A 17,648-nucleotide genomic window follows, 5' to 3' on the forward strand; every position below is an offset into this window, starting at 1 on the left:
GCCCGACCCCACCCTAAAACTGATGGCGGTCGCGTTCCCGGGTCTTCTGCCAGACAAAGGCAGTTGAGCGCAACCGATCTGTTCGGATTTTGCTGAGGCAGGGGCGATCCCGAAAACAAAAAAGGCCGGCGATGCCGACCTTTTCCCGTTCGCTGCTTTACCCTGCCAGTACATCCGTGGTCAGCGGTTGAGCGCGAACTCTGACCGGAACACATCCGTCTCACCGAGACTGTCTATGCTCAACGATCAATTTGTTATGCCGCATATGGCGGGCGATTGCGGCTATTTCAAGCCCTGACAACAACGTCGTCAATAATCTCTTATCCGGCCCGCCCAGAGATGCGGGCCGCCAAGGTGCTCGCGCCCGGCCGCCATTGACGGACCTCTGGTCGGACCTAAATTCCTGCCGATTGCGAACGGAGGATTTCAGGATGGAACTGCATCGTGGGCGGCTGATCGACCATATTCAGCTTGTGATCAAGGACCTGGGCGCAAGTCGGCGTTTCTATGACGGCGTGTTTCGGGCTCTCGAGGTGCCGATGGGAGGCGAGGGCGAAGATTATTTCTGGGTCGACGAGCTGTTCGTCTCGACTGCCGACAGCGAGGCGGCCCAGGGCAAGCTCACCGGGCGCCATCACATCGCCTTCCAAGCCCGCGACCGCGCGATGGTTGACGCCTTTCACAAGGTCGGTCTGGAAAATGGCGGGAAGGACAATGGTCGGCCCGGCGAACGTCCCTATCATCCCGGCTATTATGCTGCGTTCCTGCTCGACCCGGATGGCAACAACATTGAGGCCGTGTTTCACGGGCCGGCCAACCGCAGCGCCAGTTCGGTAATGATCACGTTCTAGCGGCGGCCGGGCCACGGCGCTGCTCGAGCGCTGCGTGGCGTCGATATCCAGATGCAATGCCTGCAGTCCCGTCCGCAGGCAGCGACGGGCGGGGCGGAGCGCACAGCGCGCCTGCGAACCCGTTCACTTGACATTCCTCAAAAAATAGAACAAAAAGAGAACAGATGTGGAGATGAACCATGACCCGCACTGAAATCATTAATCGCGCACTGGCCGCAGTCGCCGACTCCCGCTTGAAGCGAGAGCGCGACAGCGAGCGCCGCAAGCAGATTTTTGGCCGTATCGACCTCACTACGCCTTTGCCGAAGTTGAGCCGAGGCGTGCAACTGAACTTGAATCTGGAGGGCGGCCGGAAACGGTCCGAGCTGACGAAGACAAAGTCCCATTGACCCCGAGAGCCACCGGGATCGGTGGCGCGTGCGGTCGCCGAAGAAGCGGCGGAGAGAGTCTGCCGCATCGGATGAGCCCTCCAGCGCCGCAAGCGCGTCCTGTTACGCGCGACGGCTTCGGCAGTTGCTGATCTTCGTCTTCGATGGTCCGCAAAATCGATTGCCCGCCTCGGCTCAACCTCGTCAAATGGCGTTGCGCGAGCCAAGGTTCCAGCAGGAGCTGCCGCGATCTCGATGTCGGTATTGTCGCCTGGCTCTGGCGGATATCGCCGACCCGCCAACGGCAAAACGCATCATGCGGCTACACAACGGCCTGACGTTGAAGTCGGCCGATGTCAGCTTTCTCTCCGGCCTCGGCCGGCGGCTTCTCATCGGGGATCCGGGCTCGACAGTTCCTGCAAGGCGCGGGCAAGGGCTTGCCGCTTGCGATGCCAAGCCTCCGGCGAGCCGGACCGATGAGGGCCCGACAGGGTATCAACATTCTGACGATCGCTCCCGGCCGGCGTACCCAGCGTCAGAGCGATGCCAATGCCCCTCAGTGATACCGGCTGATCGCCAGACCCGCCGTCTCGATCTCGGGTTTGGTGCCGCTGATCAGATCGCTCAGCACGCGGCCCGAGCCGCAGGCCATGGTCCAGCCGAGCGTCCCGTGACCGGAGTTGAGGAACAGGTTGGCAAAGCGGGTGGCGCCGACGACCGGCGTTCCATCCGGCGTCATCGGCCGCAATCCAGACCAGAAGGTCGCTTCCTTCTGATTGCCCGCGCCGCCGAACAGGTCCTCGACCGAATGCTCGAGCGTCGCGCGACGTGTCTGAGGAAGATCGTTGCTAAAGCCGGCAATCTCCGCCATGCCGCCGACACGAATGCGATCGCCAAGCCGCGTGATGGCAATCTTGTAGGTCTCGTCCATGATCGTCGATACCGGCGCACGCGTCTCGTCGACGATCGGCACGGTGATGGAGTAGCCCTTCACGGGATAGACGGGCAGGCGAAGGCCGAGCGGCTTCAGAAGCGCCGGCGTATAGCTGCCGAGTGCGGCGACGAAGATGTCGGAACGGATCTCGCCCTCTGCCGTTTCGACGGCGACGACGCGGTTGCCCTCCTGTCGAAGCCGGCGGATATCGACGCCGAAGCGGAACTGGACACCGAGGGCTTCGGCGCGCTTCTGCAACTCGTTGGTGAACTTGAAGCAGTCACCGGTTTCATCATTGGGCAGCCGGAGACCGCCGACGATCTTGCCGCGGACCGGTTGAAGGCCCGGCTCTGCAGTCACGCAGCCCGCCGGGTCCAGCACCTCGAAGGGCACGCCGTCGGCCTTCAGCACCTCGATATCCTTGCCGATGCCGTCGAGTTGCTTGGCGGTGCGAAACAGTTGCAGCGTGCCTTGTGTGCGGTGGTCGTAGGCGATGCCCGTTTCCTCGCGAAGCGCAATCAGGCAATCTCGGCTGTATTCGGCAAGGCGGACCATACGACCCTTGTTGACGGCATAACGCGCCGACGTGCAGTTGCGCAGCATCGCCGTCATCCAGCGCCAGGTGGCAGCGTCCACCATCGGGCGGATGATCAAGGGCGCGTGCTTCATGAATAGCCACTTGAGCGCCTTCTGCGGGATGCCGGGTGCCGCCCAGGGGGAGGCATAGCCGGGAGAAATTTCGCCGGCATTGGCAAAGCTTGTCTCCAGCGCAGGACCGGACTGACGATCGAGGACGGTCACCTCGTGCCCGGCCTTGGCGAGATAATATGCGGAGGTCACGCCGATCACGCCGGCGCCCAAAATAGTAATCTTCATCGCATCCTCAGGATCACAGATCGATCGTCAAAAAGGCTGAGGCGCGCGCAAGGTGCCTGCTGTTGCCAGCCCACCTCCCGGATCCCCAACACCGGCAGAACTGCGCTAGAACATAGTGAAATAATCGAGCGTGATCATGCGAACTAGCGCTTGATAATTCGAGAATTCGCTGATTTTAAGAATGATCGGCGGAAAAATGAAAGAATCTGCATGTCCGGTCTTGATGCTATCGATCGCAACATCATTCGTCTGCTGCGCCTCAATGCGCGCATGAGCAACACCAAGCTCGCGGCCGAGGTGGGACTGTCGCCTTCGGCCTGCCTGAGGCGCATCAATCTGTTGGAGCAGGGGGGCGTGATTCGCGGCTATACGGCGCTGGTCGGAAATGCTGACGGCGACAACGCCATCGCGGTGATCATCAACATCACGCTCGAGCGCCAGACCGAGGAGCACCTCAATCGCTTCGAGGCGGCGGTGAGGAAACACCCGGAAATCCAGGAGTGTTACCTGATGACCGGCGGTTCCGATTATCTGTTGCGGGGGGAGGTCGAAACTGCCGGCGATTTCGAGCGCATCCACAAGGAAATCCTCGCAAAGCTCCCGGGCGTCCTACGGATTCATTCCAGCTTTTCGATCCGCAACGTCCTCGTGTCGCGATCAAGGCGGCGCTAAGCCCTGACGCTCGCTCGATCGTGTTGCTATAGCTGAACCGGGTGCTGCTTCGGGCGTTGTGGAAAGCAGCGGGCGGTGCTGACCAAGCGAATTTCGCCGTGCCGCCCGTCAACTGGTCTTGCCGGCGCCGGGATCAGTGAAGCGCGCGCTGTGCTGGCGGGGGTGGTTGCAGCCACCGCGGGGAAGCCCCGCCCGAAACCAGACGGGGGATCAGGCGCCCGCTTGGACTGAGGACGTCGACGATCGCGCCACGATATTCGTAATCCTCGGCGAGCTCATCGACGATGAGCTGTCCGTAAGCAACCGCGCGACCGTCATTGGGGTGCTGTTTGCCGGCCGGATCGCGGCTCGTCACGCCGGCCGCATGGATATGGTACATGTAGCGGGGCATAGTCCGCCGCTCCTTTCCGATTTGCATGGGCTTTCAATGCTTCTCGCATCCACAACCGATGGCGGAGGGATGTCTGAGACACGCGATGACGGCATTTTATAACATGGTTTGTGGGGCCGTTCCCGTGACATGGGCGTGACGGGCAAAATGGAAGTCGTTAAAATGCAGATAACAATTTGATAAGATGCCGCTTTTTCGGTCCGCTATTGGCGGGTGCCTCCGTGCAAGAGGCAACTGTCCGCCGGCATTTCGGCCCTCTCTTCACCCAAAGCGCAAGCGGCTGCTGCGCATCACCTGGTGCGATCGGACATTCGATCGGCGCTGAGCGCATGGCTGGTCTGCGAACTTCGATCTACGAAGTCGGGCGGGTTCTTGTATAGTCAACTCATCGAAGCGATGCATCTCCTCCCGCAGGACTTCGATAGTGCAGGCGCTTTCTCCTCCTCCCAACGAGCGCTTGCCGGAATGGCGACACTCCTCCTCCCGGTTGCCATTCAGTCTATTTAAGAGCCTGCCGCACCTCCTCCCGCGGCAGGCTTTTTCGTTTCGGGGCAGACCGACCTTCAGAAAGAAAGTTCCAGCTGCGAGCGGGCTTCCTCATCATTGCCGTTGAGCGATGACAGGGTGACGCCAAGCAGGCGCACGCCGCGCTTGAATGGGTGGACCGATCTGAGTAGCGCGACTGCCACCTCGAGTATCTCAGGCACTCCGTCGACTGGTGCGCTGAGCGTTCTGCTTCGCGTCGCCTGGGTGAAGTCCGAGTATTTCACTTTGACGGTCACCGTCTTGCCGCTCATCCCGTGCGCCTCGCAATAGCGCCAGACCTTGTCGGCCAATGGCAGCAACTCGGCGCATGCCGGTTCAAACTCGAAAATATCCTCGACGAAGGTGTCCTCCGCACCAACCGATTTGCGCACCCGGTCGGGCTGCACCCGGCGGTCGTCGATGCCGCGGGCAATGCCGTAGAAATACGGGCCGGATTTGCCGAAATGTTCCTGCAGGAATGCCAGGGTCTGCTGCCGCAGATCGAAACCGGTTTCGATGCCCAGGCGCTTCATCCGCTCGGCCGTCGCCGGTCCGACGCCATGAAATTTCTTCACCGGAAGCGCCTCGACAAAGGCCGGCCCGTTCTTGGGCGTGATGACGAACAGCCCGTCCGGTTTTCGCTGGTCGCTCGCCATCTTGGCGAGGAACTTGTTGTAGCTGATCCCGGCCGAGGCCGTCAGGTTCGTCGTCGCCTTGATTTTCGCGCGGATCTCCTCGGCGATCTCGGTCGCGATCTCCATGCCCTTCAGGTTGTCCGTCACGTCGAGATAGGCTTCATCAAGCGACAGTGGTTCGATCATCGGCGTATACTCGGCAAAAATCTCGCGGATCTGTTGCGACACGGCCCGGTAGATGTCGAAGCGCGGCTTGACGAAGATGAGGCCGGGGCATTTTCGCTTTGCCGTGACGGACGGCATGGCGGAATGGACTCCGAACTTGCGCGCCTCGTAGCTTGCCGCCGCGACGACGCCGCGTGCTGCCGCTCCGCCGACCGCCACCGGTTTGCCGCGCAACTCCGGATTGTCGCGCTGCTCGACCGATGCATAGAAGGCATCCATGTCGATGTGGATGATCTTGCGCTGCCGCTCTGCGTCCGCAGCATTGGCTGCAGGCTGCCTTTCGACCACAGTGTCGCTGGGCTCGGCCACGTGCCGCTCCTTACTTCCACATGGTCCGCATGCGCGCCCCGACATCGATGCGGATCTGTCGGGCGCTGCGCTCGGAAGCGGCGGCACTGACGATCGGCCAGGATGCCGTTTCGAAGAACTGCAGGAGCGTTGCCGGAATGAAACGCGTGCGCGAGGCGTAGACGTGGCGATCACCCTGCGCGTGTTGCCCGCTTGTGAAGAACCGCTGCGGGGTGATGAGCGTCAGGCTGTCCTTTGCCCTCGTCATTCCGACGTAAAGCAGCCGGCGTTCCTCTTCGATCTCGTGCGTGGTGCCGACGCCAAGATCGGAGGGGATGCAGCCGTCGACGACATTGAGCATGAAGACCGAGCGCCATTCCTGCCCCTTGGCCGAATGGATGGTCGAAAGGATCAGGTAGTCCTCGTCAAGCAGCGGCACGCCAGCCTGGTCGCTGGTCGCGTCCGGAGGGTCGAGCGTCAGTTCGGTGAGGAACCGTTCCCGACTGGGATAGCCGCCGGCGATCTGCTCCAACTGCAGGAGGTCGGCCTTTCTGGTGTCCGCATCCTCATGGATGCGGTCTAGATGTGGCTCGTACCATTCGCGCGCCTGGGCTATTTCGCCCGGCCAGCCGCCCGCCTGTTTGCGCAGCCCTTCGATCAGGGTCACGAAAGCGTTCCAGTTGTCGCCGGAGCGGGGCGGCGCGGGTATTTCAGCAAGTGCTGCCAGCGGTTCTGGATCCGCGGCAATTGCGTCAAGGATCTTGCCGGCGGTCTGCGGGCCGACGCCCGGTATCATATGCAGCAGGCGAAAGCCGGCGACCCGGTCTTTCGGGTTCTGGGCAAACCTGAGGACCGCCAGCATGTCCTTGACATGGGCGCTGTCGAGAAACTTCAGCCCGCCGAACTTTACGAAGGGAATGTTGCGCCGGGTCAGTTCCACCTCAAGCGGTCCGCTGTGGTTCGACGAGCGAAACAGCACCGCCTGCTGCTTCAGCGTCATGCCGATCTCACGGTTCTCCAGGACCTTCTCGACGATATAGCGTGCCTGGTCGGTTTCATCCGCGACCGCCAGCAATTTTGGCCTTTCCGCCGATTGCCGCTCGGTCCAGAGGTTCTTGGTGAAGCGTTCCCGGGCGAGATCGATGACGCCATTGGCGGCGGCAAGAATCGTCTGGGTGGAACGGTAGTTTCGATCGAGCGTGATGACGTCCGCCGGCGGGGTGAACTCGCCTGGAAAATCCAGGATGTTGCGCACCGTCGCAGCCCTAAACGAATAGATCGACTGGGCATCGTCGCCGACGACCGTCAGGCCCCTGCCGCCCGGTTTCAACGCCATCAGCACGGATGATTGAAGGCGGTTGGTGTCCTGATATTCGTCAACCAGCACATGATCGAAACGGTTGCCGATGTCCTCGGCGAGTTCCGGGACGCTGACAGTCTGCGCCCAGTAGAGCAGCAGGTCGTCGTAATCGAGCACGTTCTGCGTCTGCTTTGCCTCGACATAACAGGAAAACAGCTGCTTCAGTTGCTCCTCCCAACCGGCGACCCAGGGATAATGGGCTCGCAAGACCTCGCTCAGTGGCGTCTCGGAATTTACCGCCCGCGAATAGATCGAGAGGCATGTGCCCTTGGTCGGAAACCGGCTCTCGGTCTTGGAGAGGCCAAGCTCATGCCGGACGAGGTTCATGAGGTCGGCACTGTCTTCGCGGTCGTGGATCGTAAAGTCGACATTCAACCCGATCTGCTCGGCGTAGATGCGCAGCAAGCGCGCGCCGATGCCGTGAAATGTTCCGGCCCAGGTGAGCGCGTCGGTGGCGACAGCGGCGTTTGTCCCAAGCACCTGGGCGCAGATGCGTTCGACCCGTCGCGCCATTTCGGATGCAGCACGGCGCGAAAACGTCATCAGCAGAATGCGGCGCGGGTCGGCGCCATTGACGATGAGGTGGGCAACGCGGTGGGCAAGCGTGTTCGTCTTGCCAGACCCGGCGCCGGCGATAATCAGCAGCGGCCCTGCAATCGTTTCGCCCGGTGCGGTTACGCCAAACTCGACGGCATCGCGCTGTCGGTCATTCAATTTTTCCAGATAGGCCGCCGCCACGCCGAAGTCCCCGGTAAGTCTCTGCCGATTCTACCCCTTGCGCCGCGCGCCGGCATCAATTGCCCGGCCCTACGGGCGATGCCGAGGCATCCCCGCGCTCAAGATGAGAGATTCATGGCGAGGAACGAATAAGGAACATATCAGCCGGAGACCATATTGCAAAGGCCCCATCGGCCATGGCTAAAATGCTCCATCGGTTTCTGCTCGCGAAGTCGGACTTTTTGATCGGAGATCGCGGCCAAACGCACCCTTCGCTCGTCAAGGCGCGATTGACAGCCCGTGCCTCTCTGCGACCGTGTGGATGGAGGGCAACTCGCCGGCTGCCGGGTCGCTGAGATGGCGAAGGCCGATGCCGCGCAGCTCGTCGACGAAGGACCGTACGGCCGCGTCGTCGGCATGCCGACCGAGCCGGGCTGCGACGACGTGCGCAAGTTCGGCCAGGTGGCCGTGCAGCACCGCCTGCAGTTCTCGGTCTTCATCGATTTCGAGCATGATCGCGAGCAGGAAGCGCATGCGCTCGCGATCGAACAGCAAACGCGACAGCATGTCTTCGAGTGAAGGCTCGGCCGCCGGTGCCCGTCGTGCGGCGCGGTTGTGGGACGCATCGAGCAGGGCGATGAACAGATCGGCCTTGCGCGGGAAATAGTAGGTGAGGTGCGACTGGCGCAGGCCTGTCGCCTTGGCGATCTTCGGCTGCGTCAAGGCCTTCATGCCCTGCGTCTCGATGATGTCGAGCGCTGCATCCAGAATGCGCTCGCGGGTCGTGTTGTCCGGTTTGGGCATGGTCTCTCTTTCCTCAGCCGATTTCTAGCCGATAAACGGCGGGCAACAACGGCCCTCGCTGAGATGGGTCATGCCGCCTTCGTCGTGAAGCTGTGCAGCGATGTCGTCAAGCTTCATCAGCGTTTCGAGGTGGTGGACACCGGCGGCGGGGCGAACTGACAGCACGCGCTCGACGGCCAGCGCAGCGACCTCAGCGGTTATCTCGGCTTCTCGCTGCCCTTCGTAGAGGGTCGTGACGGACCATGGCTCACCCTTGCGGGTGCCGGTAACGGTGATCGAAAGTGCCGCACGTTTGGAGCCGAAGCGCATCCGCGACAAGAGGCTGGTCAGAATTGGCACGGCCGCCACACGGCCGCGCAGCAACGGCAAAGCGCGAAACGTCAGGCGGCTGATCGCGGCAGAATCGAAGGTGAGGTAGGTCGCGGTATCAGGGATTGCGAGCGTGCGACGCAGGACATGCTGGTCGGCGAAATCGAAAGCCAGAGCCGGATGTTTCTTTCTCTTCAGCCCGAACGGAAGCTCGACGACCTTGGACGATTGCTCAGCAGCGACGATCCTGTTGAGGGTCCAGGCGATCGCGGCGGGACCATGATCGTCACCGAGCCCGAGCATGATGCCGATCGCCGCGTTGTGCACGCGATCCAGCCGCTCGGCGCAGGCTTTGACCATCAAATTGGTAAGGCCCGGCGCGAACCCGACCGACAGGACGGCGCAGCCGCGGTTCACCCTTGCCAGATCCTCCAGTTGCTCGACCTTTCTGAAAAAGTCGTCGCTGGCGGTCACGTCGATATAGATAAGGCCGCGGGAGAGGGCGAAGGAAGCAAACGCGACCTCGTCCTGGTCGATGCAGACAACGACCATGTCGATATCGGCGAGAGCATGTTCCCAGTGGCAAGGATCGGATAGATCGATGGTACTTGCGCAGCAGCCCAATTGTGCAGCCGCTTGGCTGGCTTTGTCGACGTCCCTGCCGGCAATGACAACCGCGCCAGTCCTTCGGTCGATCAGGCGTCGCGCGATACGGGTGCCAACATGGCCATAACCGCCGACAATGAGGATTGTCTGTTCCTCTCTCATGGCTTGCGGCTCCTTGAGGCAATGATGCCGCGGTAGCCGAACGCCGTGAAGAACGGTTCGGACACCTCAAAACCGGCTTGCAGAAGCAGCGCCGACAGCCGTTCCGGCATCACACAGAACCAGGCGCTTTTGGTGCGGGCCACGACCTCGTCGGCGGCTTCGGCGCCGAGCCCTTGCTGCACCATCCATTGCCGGTAGTCGTCGTCGAAAGCAGATGAATCAGCCGGATCGACAAGGACAAGCAGTGCTCCGTCACCGAGCCGGTTGGCAAGGGCTTGCAGGAAGTTCGCCTTCGCGCCGTCATCCCTCAGGAAATGCAGGACGAGGAAGGCGATGGCCGCGTCATAGGTTTCGGCGGGCGCATCATGCACAGCCACCTGCAGGAATTTTACCCTGTCTGCAAAGCTTTGGTCGCTGGCCTTCGTTGCTGCCTGCTCCAACATGCCGGCGGAGGGATCGATCGCGGTGAAGCGGGCGGCAGGCAGCGCACGGGCAAGCTCAGCCACCTCTCCGCCGGTGCCGCAACCGGCGACCAGAATATGGGCATCGCCCTTGAGCCGGTTCGCCAAGACAGCGGCGGCCAGCTCCTGGCCGAGCCGGTAGCCCGGCACTCTCCTGACGATGCGTTCGTCATAATCGTCGGCGGCCTGATCGGGGAAGGCGGTCATGTCGTTTGCTCCCTTGGAGAACTAGGCGAGAGGATGGTGGTCCGGCGCGAGATTGCGTCCTTACGGACTTCGACCTCGGGCGCAGGAGGCGCCGGAATGTCGGGTCGGTTGTGGCCGCGATATCCTTCGTTCCTTTGCGCGCCCGAGGCGCGTGGTGTCGTTGCTCATTTTCATTTAGTTGGTAGCCTACCAAGATCTTCGATTTAACAAAGACGTCTTCGTGTGGCAATCCAATTTCGGCAGTCGGCCGAGCTCCATCAGTACGCCATTCTGACGATTGCGGCGGGACAGGCGCATCCTCTGTTGCGCCAACGCTCGCCCGGCGAACAGATTGCCCGCACAACTATCAATCCGGTTTGCAACGACTACCGAAGCGTTATGTTTGCCGTTATCTCTGTGGGCGACATCTCGCCCATCAAGTGCACCGCAACGAGCCCACCCGCCCCGTGACATCAAACGATCTGCAAGCCGACAATCCGCCTTTTGACGCGTCGCCTTCCGATACGCCGACCGCGCGCATGCTGTCCTGGGCGCGCAACTCGGCGGTCTATCGCCTCGAGCGACAGATGATGACGGAGAAGCAATTGTTCGACGCCATCACCAGAAAAGCGCGACAGAAGTTCGAGGATATAAGCCAGGAGCAGCTGAAGGCCGTTGCCGAGTTCGCGGTCAAGTTTGCCTATGACCTGAATGCGCTGAATGACGCCGATTATGCGCAGATCAGCACCCAATCGGCGGTGCGCAGCGGAAAGTCAAAACGGGCGATTGCCCAGAAGCTTTCGGCGAAAGGCATCGACAGGGAAACTGCAGCAGTGGCGCTGGAGGAGACCGACGATCTGTTCGCCGCCGTCGTCTTCGCCCGAAAACGCGGTTTCGGGCCCTTCCGCCGCGGCGAGCTCGACGACAAGCGCAAGGCCAAGGAGCTGTCCGCATTCGCCCGCAACGGCTTCGGCTTCGATATCGGCAGAAAAGTGTTCGACATGAGCTTGGGCCAGGCCGAAAGCGTGCTGCGGAAGGATGCCGTCACCTAGACGGACGGCGATATGTGGCTGCTGGGCTGCGCGCGACTTGCCGTTTCGGCATCCGGTCTTCGGAACCCAAATGGCCTCCCACGAGCATCTGACCGAGTGAATTATGCAACACTGCGGCGATGGCAAACGGCTGGCGAGGATCATCCACCAAAGAGATCGGCTTTGACCACATTTCGGTCACGAATGGGACCAACAGCCACAACTCTCTCCTCGCATGACCCCAACCCGGAATAGAAAAAGTGTCTTTTCAATTGTCCCGCCGATCACTGCTCGCAGTGGTCGCCAGCTCTATTTTGAGCGCCTGCACCCAGGTCCCGAAGCCTGGCCTCGAGGCAAAAGCCGCCGACAAAGCCAACAAGAGCGTCATCACCCCGCCGGAAAAGGCTCCGGTCGAGCTTGAGCGCAAGGACGAGCCTGCGCCGAAGCTCGATTACGCGCAGATTTATGGTCCGGTAAAGGATGAGGGCTATGACGTTCCGGCGGTTGAGTTCGATGCGATCAAGCCGGAATTCCTGCGGCAGGAGGTTGCCTACGCCACCAACGAGCCGGCCTATTCGATCGTCGTCGACACGCAGAAGATGTTTCTCTACTGGGTACTGCCAGGCGGCAAGGCGATCCGCTACGGCGTCGGCCTCGGCGCACAGGGGCGTGCCTGGAAGGGCAGGGCCGTTGTGCACTGGAAGCGCAAATGGCCACGCTGGACGGTGCCGGACGACATGGTCGCGCGCCAGCCGCACCTGAAGAAATACGGGATCGAGGCAGGCGGCATGGATCCGGGCCTCAGCAATCCGCTCGGCGCGCGGGCGATGTACATCTTCCAGGACGGCCAAGATACGCTCTACCGCATCCACGGTTCGCCGCAATGGCGCTCGATCGGCAAGAATGCTTCGGCCGGCTGCGTGCGGATGCTGCAGCAGGATGCGATCGATCTCTACAACCGCGTTCGCGGAAAGACGCCGCTCCTCGTCATCTGAGGCCCTGCCTTCAAGCGTGGGAGCAACGGATGCTCCCACGTCGGCGCGGCCCGCCTTAATAAAGCGGGGCTGGAGCTGCGCCGGGGATGCCGCCTTCGCCGGGCAAGAGATTGTCCTGTGCCTGTACTTGTCCTTGCGCCGCCATTCCGCCGCCCAACAGGTCCGTCACGACGACCGGCGTGCCGTTCGGCACCCGATCGTAGAGATCGACAACGTCCTGATTGATCATGCGCACGCAACCGGAGGAGACGGACTGTCCGATGGTCCACCATTCCGGGGAGCCGTGGATGCGGTAGAGCGTGTCTTCGCCATTCTGGAAGATATACATGGCGCGGGCGCCGAGCGGGTTTTTCAGCCCCGGCTCCATGCCGCCGGCCTCGATGCTGTATTGCTGCAGCTCCGGCTGGCGCGCTACCATTTCATTCGGTGGCTTCCAGCGCGGCCATGGCCGCTTGTACTGGATGACGCCGCGGCCGGCCCAGGCGAAACCGGCCCGGCCGAGGCCGACGCCGTAGCGCATCGCCTGGCCGTTCTCGTAAACCCGATAAAGGAAATGGTTGCCGACATCGACGACCAGCGTGCCGGGCTGTTCGCCCGTGGGATCGGCAACCATCTGCCTGTAGTAGCGAGGGTCGATCTTCTCGTAGGGGATCGCAGGCAGGGGATAGAGCTCTGAGGGCCGTTCGCCGTACATCTCGGAAAGAAAGGTATTGGCGGCCGGCACCGGTTCCGGCTCGGGAGCGTATTGCTGCGAAACCCGCTCGCGCGTTGAGCCGCACCCCGCCAGTCCGAGCGCCGCCATGCCGGCGGAAAGCTTGAGAAAGGATCGGCGACAGACGTCACGTTGCGGCATGGGAACCTCAAATACCTGTGTTCGATGACCACCGGGCGAATGACGAATTTGCTGTCATCGCCCGTCGCCACCGATCATAGGCCGGCATAGGGATCTGCCAGCGCCGCGTCCGGTCGGCTGATGGGGTATTTAGTTGCCGAAATCTTGGCGGCCAGCTTTTCCGCGCCGTTTTTCTCAAGCAGCGCCCGGAAACTTGGATGCATGCCGCCGTCGACATAGGCATTGACGGGGGCGGGTGTCTGATTGGCGACCAGCCCTGTGATTTTGGCATCTTCCGTCTGCAGCCTGGCCATCAGCCCGGCGTCCGGTGTTGCGGTGGTCGCGGGGCAGGCGGCAAGCGGATCGGTCGGTTCGCCATTGGCAAACTCGGTGTTGAAGACGTATCGACCGTCACAGACGGAAACCTTCGGCTGGCGCTTCGTCGCCTCGAAGATGTCGTAGCCCTGTTTGATGTTCTTCCAGAAATTGAAGTTCGGGTCGCTGCCGTGCTTCGCCATGTTCGCCGCCGTCATGCGGAACGGGTAGGCCTGCACCTGGAATTGTCCCTGGCCGCCGGCAAGCGCGCGCTGGACGACCGCATAGATTTCGCCGACCCCCTGGTCCGTCAATGCGTAGCAGCCGGATGACGAGCACGCGCCATGCACCATCAGTGCCTCGCCGGTATAGCCGAGCGCCGACTCAAGCCGGTTTGGATAGCCGAGATTGAACGACAGGTAATATTGCGACTTCGGGTTCAGCATGTTCGCCGAGACATGATAAAAGCCTTCCGGCGCCTGGCGGTCGCCCGCCTTGGTCTTCGGCCCGAGCTTTCCTGACCAGCGGCACATCGGATAGGTCTTCAGCAATGCGTACTGGCCGGCCTTGTTCTGTTTCCAGATCTCGAGTTCGCTTTCCTGCTTGAAGATGCGAACGAGCACCGGGCTTTCCGGCTTGGAGCCGTTCTTGGCCATGGCGCTGATCAGCTTCGCCGGGATCGGCGGCGGCGCACGAACGTCGTCAAAGGCCGACATGCAGCCGGAAAGGGCGATGGCGATCGTTGCGGCCATGGCGGCGCGTCGGGCGGGCTTCGTCTTGCCCAGGAAATCGCCGGCGTTTGCGGGCGACAGGGAAAGAAGGTGTCTCGTTATGCGCCGCATGCGGGCTCCTTGAAATGGCGACCGGACCATAAAACCTCTAGCGGCTTTAGCTGCAAGCGCTTGCCGTTGGCTTTCGTCTGTCGGCAGTTCAATAAAACTTGAACACCGGACATCCCCACTGCTCACCAGCCTTGGCATGTGATGGTAAATTTTGTCCAAACAGCGGCATCACATGGGCGTTACCCGTCGGGCAGCGGGTGTCGTGCGTTCGGCGAGGGCGGCTAGGCTGCCGAGTTGAGCGATGTCGCCATGGCGCGCAGAATGACGACGGACGAGGCGGCTCCCGGATCGACATGTCCAAGCGAGCGTTCGCGTACCCGAGCGGCGCGTCCCTTGGTGGCGATCATCGAGCGTGTCGCGTTGGCGCCGGCCTCGGCCGAGGCGACGACATCGCGCCAGAAACCGTCGGCGCCCTTGTTTTCGGCAAGGGCTGCTGCGGCGGCATCGGCGGCTGGCAACCAGGCGTCGAGCATCGTCTTGTCGCCGCGTTGCCCCTTGCCGCGCTCGCGCATTCCCGAACCCATGGCATCGATGATGGCGGCGCAGGTGGCGAGATCGAGCTCGGTCTTGCCGGCGACCGCCTGCGCGGCACGGCGAAAGGCCGTGGCATAGAGTGGTCCGGTCGAGGCGCCGACCGCATTGAGAAAGGCACTTGCCGCCGTCGCCATGACGTCGGAGATCTGCGCCTGGTCGAGGTCTAGCTTTGCCAGTTCGGCTTTGACCGCCAGGAAACCGAGCGACATCGTCGTGCCGTGATCGGCATCGCCGATGGCGCCGTCGAGTTCCGACAGATGATCCTTCTCGGCTTCCACGGCATCGGAAATCGCCTGAAACATGCTGACCAAGCGGCGCGCCGCATTTTCCGACATCGCTGTCCTCCCAGAACGCCCGGTTGCCATGCTTGATCATGGGTCCGTGACGGAACGCTAATTGATACGCAGGAAAGCCGTTTCGCAAGGGTGGTGCAGCAGATCGGTCAGTTCCTGGTCGAGATGAAGGATCGAGATCGATGCGCCGACCATGTCGAGAGACGTGCAATAATGGCCGATCCAGTTGGCTTCAATCACTATGTTTTTGGCGGCAAGGCGCTGCGCCACGCGCCGGTATAGAATGTAGAGTTCCATCAGCGGTGTCGCGCCGAACGAATTGATGAGAACGGCGACGCGATCTCCGGCCGTCGCTTTCATCTCCTTGAAGATGTTGTCCATGATGGCATCGGTGATGTCGTCGGCCGGCTTGATGCGCTCGCGCGTTACCCCGGGCTCGCCATGGATGCCCATGCCGATTTCCATGTCGTCAGGACCAATCTCGAAATTGTGCCGCCGCGTCTGCGGCATCGAGCAGGGCTCGAGCGCAACGCCGACCGTATAGGTTCGCAAGTTCGCCTTCCGCGTCACGGCCTCGCATGCGTCGAGCGAAAGACCCCGGTCGCAGGCGGCGCCGGCGATCTTGAAGATGAAGAAATTGCCGGCAACGCCGCGCCGGCCTTCGCGATCCTCGATCGGCGAGGAGGCGATATCGTCAGTGGTCAGCACCGTGCGGACCTTGATGCCCTTTTCCTCGGCGATCTCGGCCGCCATCTCGAAGTTCATCACGTCGCCGGCATAGTTTCCGTAGACGAACAGCACGCCTTCGCCGCCCGATGCTGCAACGGCGCACTGAACGATCGGGTCCGGCGGCGGCGACGAGAAGATATTGCCGACCGCCACGGCGTCGGCCAGTCCCTTGCCGACATAGCCGAGGAAGCAGGGCTCGTGACCCGTGCCGCCGCCGATGACGAGGCCGACCTTGCCTGGGCGCGGCCCGGATTTGGCCACGAGCGCGCGATGCGAGCCGTTGATCGGTTCGATGTAATCGCGGTGTGCCCTGACGACGCCGTCGAGCATTTCCTCGACAACCTCGTTGGGATTGTTGAGGAACTTCTTGACGTGGGTGCGGTAGGAGCTGGGTGTCTGCGCAAGCTTCGGCCGCTGCGATATCCGGGTATCGAGGTCGGTGACGCCATCGGCCCGGAGGATGCCGTGGCCGGTCGCGGCGTCGGTGATCAACACGTTGACGTATCCGCCGCGCAGTGCCGCGAGCAGGGCCGGCACCTTGTCGAAGCCGCCGGCAACGGCAATGCGCGTGCCGATCCGGCGCAGCATGTCGAGCGAAATGCCGACGGTCCTGTCGTCGAGCGAACCCGCGACGGGCCGGCCGCGCTCATCGATGAAGCGCCCGGCGACGACGCCGACCGCGCCGGCGGCGAGATAATGTTGCAGTGAGACGGACTCGAAGAAACCGCTGGTATGGATGGTCGAGTTGGGCCGCAACGACGAAATGCCGAAAAGGATGCGGTTCGCCTGCGCCAGCGTGGCGAATTGTTCCTGCAGCAGCGGCTCGTCGAGCAGCATCTGCCGCAATTCCGGCGACTTGACGATCGCCGGCGCGGTTATGCCGACGCAGCGCGCGGAAATCGCCCGGGCGATCGAAGCGGCGCAGAGTTCCGGCGTATAGGAGAACGCGGCCGTCGTGCCGCCGGTCGCCTGCACCACCGTGGTGTCCTGGAGTGCGTGCACGTCCGCATGTTCGCCAACGGACATCACGGTTCGTCCCCATGACACCGCCAGCGTGTCGCCGGATTTCACCAGCTTCTGCAGTGCCCTGGCACCGGCCACGCCGAGCCGGTCGATCAGCGGCCGGGCATTGTCGTCGCTTGGAACGACGAGACAGTCGGCCAGGCCGAAATGGCGTTTCAGTTCCTGGGCGATGGTGAGAGACGCAAGGCGCGCCGGCTCCAGCGAAATGTTGACGATGCCCTTTTCCCGGGCCTCGGCGAGGTAGCTGTTAACAGTCGCACGCGAGACGCCCATCGCATCGGCGATCTCGCCCTGGGTCATTCCATCTTCGTAGTAGAGCCAGCAGGCCCAGACGTAGGGATCGTCACCATAGCGCAGAGGGATGGCATCCGACGTATCGGCCGCGCTGCTCCTGCTCGCACCGCCCTTGCGTGGTGAGGATGTCTTCGATGTCATCTGGTTGCGTTCGTTCCCTGTTTTGGATCGTGAACATGGAAGCAACGTCGTGCTTTTGCAACCTTACTGCGCCGCTACTTCGGCCGGGCCTGATTGAAGTGCCGAGTTTATACAGTAGATTTGGAATGTCGCCCATTCCGTGGCGGATGCCGCCCGGCACCACTTTCTGAAATGCCTGTCGTCGCGGTGCACGATCCCGCTGTCTTTCAGCGGGATCGTGCCGGCCTTGGGAGGCGATGATGCCTTGGC

At 62.1% G+C, this 17,648-nt stretch carries 16 protein-coding genes; 5 read left to right on the plus strand and 11 right to left on the minus strand.

All coding sequences use genetic code 11. From position 1 onward, the window contains the following. Positions 1-431 precede the first annotated feature (431 nt). Positions 432-851, plus strand: a complete 420-nt coding sequence (locus AC244_RS23965) for a VOC family protein (protein ID WP_053251339.1) — start codon at positions 432-434, stop codon at positions 849-851. 179 nt (positions 852-1,030) lie between these two features. Further along, a complete protein-coding gene (locus AC244_RS23970) occupies positions 1,031-1,240 on the plus strand; it encodes a hypothetical protein (protein ID WP_053251340.1) in 210 nt (69 codons plus the stop codon). Between the two features lie 535 nt (positions 1,241-1,775). On the opposite strand, the gene AC244_RS23975 is transcribed toward AC244_RS23970, so the two are convergent. Continuing rightward, positions 1,776-3,029, minus strand: coding sequence for a D-amino acid dehydrogenase (locus tag AC244_RS23975; protein WP_053251341.1), 1,254 nt, complete (start codon positions 3,027-3,029; stop codon positions 1,776-1,778). A 210-nt stretch (positions 3,030-3,239) separates the two neighbouring features. Here AC244_RS23975 and AC244_RS23980 point away from each other — a divergent pair, with 210 nt between their 5' ends. Then, positions 3,240-3,701, plus strand: a complete 462-nt coding sequence (locus AC244_RS23980) for an Lrp/AsnC family transcriptional regulator (protein ID WP_053251342.1) — start codon at positions 3,240-3,242, stop codon at positions 3,699-3,701. A 133-nt stretch (positions 3,702-3,834) separates the two neighbouring features. Here AC244_RS23980 and AC244_RS23985 read toward each other — a convergent pair whose 3' ends face one another. From AC244_RS23985 to AC244_RS24010, 6 genes are all read right to left on the minus strand, one after another. Further along, entirely contained in the window at positions 3,835-4,092 is a 258-nt protein-coding gene (locus AC244_RS23985) for a hypothetical protein (RefSeq protein WP_152976079.1), read from the minus strand. 563 nt (positions 4,093-4,655) lie between these two features. Further along, the gene (gene dinB, locus AC244_RS23990; protein ID WP_234717021.1) at positions 4,656-5,696 is read right to left on the minus strand and encodes a DNA polymerase IV; all 1,041 of its coding nucleotides are present in this window, start codon (positions 5,694-5,696) and stop codon (positions 4,656-4,658) included. Positions 5,697-5,796: 100 nt separating this feature from the next. Further along, entirely contained in the window at positions 5,797-7,863 is a 2,067-nt protein-coding gene (locus AC244_RS23995; protein ID WP_053251344.1) for an ATP-dependent helicase, read from the minus strand. Between the two features lie 258 nt (positions 7,864-8,121). After that, positions 8,122-8,646: a TetR/AcrR family transcriptional regulator gene (locus AC244_RS24000; RefSeq protein WP_053251345.1), complete on the minus strand. Its 525-nt coding sequence runs from the start codon at positions 8,644-8,646 to the stop codon at positions 8,122-8,124. Between the two features lie 24 nt (positions 8,647-8,670). After that, positions 8,671-9,723, minus strand: coding sequence for an NAD-binding protein (locus tag AC244_RS24005; protein WP_053251346.1), 1,053 nt, complete (start codon positions 9,721-9,723; stop codon positions 8,671-8,673). Beyond that, complete coding sequence (locus tag AC244_RS24010; protein WP_053251347.1) at positions 9,720-10,391, minus strand: class I SAM-dependent methyltransferase; 672 nt, start codon at positions 10,389-10,391, stop codon at positions 9,720-9,722. Before AC244_RS24010 ends, AC244_RS24005 begins: the two co-directional genes overlap by 4 nt. A gap of 446 nt (positions 10,392-10,837) precedes the next feature. On the opposite strand from AC244_RS24010, the gene recX reads away from it, so the two are divergent. Both recX and AC244_RS24020 read left to right on the plus strand, forming a co-directional pair. Continuing rightward, positions 10,838-11,422, plus strand: a complete 585-nt coding sequence (gene recX, locus AC244_RS24015; RefSeq protein ID WP_268750774.1) for a recombination regulator RecX — start codon at positions 10,838-10,840, stop codon at positions 11,420-11,422. Between the two features lie 239 nt (positions 11,423-11,661). Next, positions 11,662-12,396: a L,D-transpeptidase gene (locus AC244_RS24020; RefSeq protein ID WP_053251348.1), complete on the plus strand. Its 735-nt coding sequence runs from the start codon at positions 11,662-11,664 to the stop codon at positions 12,394-12,396. 55 nt (positions 12,397-12,451) lie between these two features. Here AC244_RS24020 and AC244_RS24025 read toward each other — a convergent pair whose 3' ends face one another. The 4 genes from AC244_RS24025 to AC244_RS35630 form a co-directional block, all read right to left on the minus strand. Next, on the minus strand, positions 12,452-13,249 hold the full coding sequence (locus tag AC244_RS24025; protein WP_082367082.1) for a L,D-transpeptidase: 798 nt from the start codon (positions 13,247-13,249) through the stop codon (positions 12,452-12,454). 74 nt (positions 13,250-13,323) lie between these two features. Then, positions 13,324-14,295, minus strand: a complete 972-nt coding sequence (locus AC244_RS24030; protein WP_053251432.1) for a L,D-transpeptidase family protein — start codon at positions 14,293-14,295, stop codon at positions 13,324-13,326. 311 nt (positions 14,296-14,606) lie between these two features. Then, a complete protein-coding gene (gene dhaL, locus AC244_RS24035; protein ID WP_053251349.1) occupies positions 14,607-15,254 on the minus strand; it encodes a dihydroxyacetone kinase subunit DhaL in 648 nt (215 codons plus the stop codon). Between the two features lie 57 nt (positions 15,255-15,311). Beyond that, positions 15,312-17,399: a bifunctional sugar-binding transcriptional regulator/dihydroxyacetone kinase subunit DhaK gene (locus AC244_RS35630; RefSeq protein WP_082367083.1), complete on the minus strand. Its 2,088-nt coding sequence runs from the start codon at positions 17,397-17,399 to the stop codon at positions 15,312-15,314. Positions 17,400-17,648: the final 249 nt, after the last annotated feature.

It is taken from the genome of Ensifer adhaerens (assembly GCF_001270265.1).
In the GTDB taxonomy this organism is placed as follows: domain Bacteria; phylum Pseudomonadota; class Alphaproteobacteria; order Rhizobiales; family Rhizobiaceae; genus Ensifer; species Ensifer adhaerens_B.

What these genes read in the sequence shown, in the direction of transcription:
- AC244_RS24005 (WP_053251346.1), bottom strand. Translation starts at nt 9,723, where the DNA reads ATGAGAGAGGAACAGACAATCCTCATTGTCGGCGGTTATGGCCATGTT.
- AC244_RS24010 (WP_053251347.1), bottom strand. Translation starts at nt 10,391, where the DNA reads ATGACCGCCTTCCCCGATCAGGCCGCCGACGATTATGACGAACGCATC.
- AC244_RS24030 (WP_053251432.1), bottom strand. Translation starts at nt 14,295, where the DNA reads ATGGCCGCAACGATCGCCATCGCCCTTTCCGGCTGCATGTCGGCCTTT.
- AC244_RS23980 (WP_053251342.1), top strand. Translation starts at nt 3,240, where the DNA reads ATGTCCGGTCTTGATGCTATCGATCGCAACATCATTCGTCTGCTGCGC.
- AC244_RS24000 (WP_053251345.1), bottom strand. Translation starts at nt 8,646, where the DNA reads ATGCCCAAACCGGACAACACGACCCGCGAGCGCATTCTGGATGCAGCG.
- AC244_RS23985 (WP_152976079.1), bottom strand. Translation starts at nt 4,092, where the DNA reads ATGCCCCGCTACATGTACCATATCCATGCGGCCGGCGTGACGAGCCGC.
- AC244_RS23970 (WP_053251340.1), top strand. Translation starts at nt 1,031, where the DNA reads ATGACCCGCACTGAAATCATTAATCGCGCACTGGCCGCAGTCGCCGAC.
- dinB (WP_234717021.1), bottom strand. Translation starts at nt 5,696, where the DNA reads ATGGATGCCTTCTATGCATCGGTCGAGCAGCGCGACAATCCGGAGTTG.
- AC244_RS35630 (WP_082367083.1), bottom strand. Translation starts at nt 17,399, where the DNA reads ATGACATCGAAGACATCCTCACCACGCAAGGGCGGTGCGAGCAGGAGC.
- dhaL (WP_053251349.1), bottom strand. Translation starts at nt 15,254, where the DNA reads ATGTCGGAAAATGCGGCGCGCCGCTTGGTCAGCATGTTTCAGGCGATT.
- AC244_RS23975 (WP_053251341.1), bottom strand. Translation starts at nt 3,029, where the DNA reads ATGAAGATTACTATTTTGGGCGCCGGCGTGATCGGCGTGACCTCCGCA.
- AC244_RS23965 (WP_053251339.1), top strand. Translation starts at nt 432, where the DNA reads ATGGAACTGCATCGTGGGCGGCTGATCGACCATATTCAGCTTGTGATC.
- AC244_RS24025 (WP_082367082.1), bottom strand. Translation starts at nt 13,249, where the DNA reads ATGCCGCAACGTGACGTCTGTCGCCGATCCTTTCTCAAGCTTTCCGCC.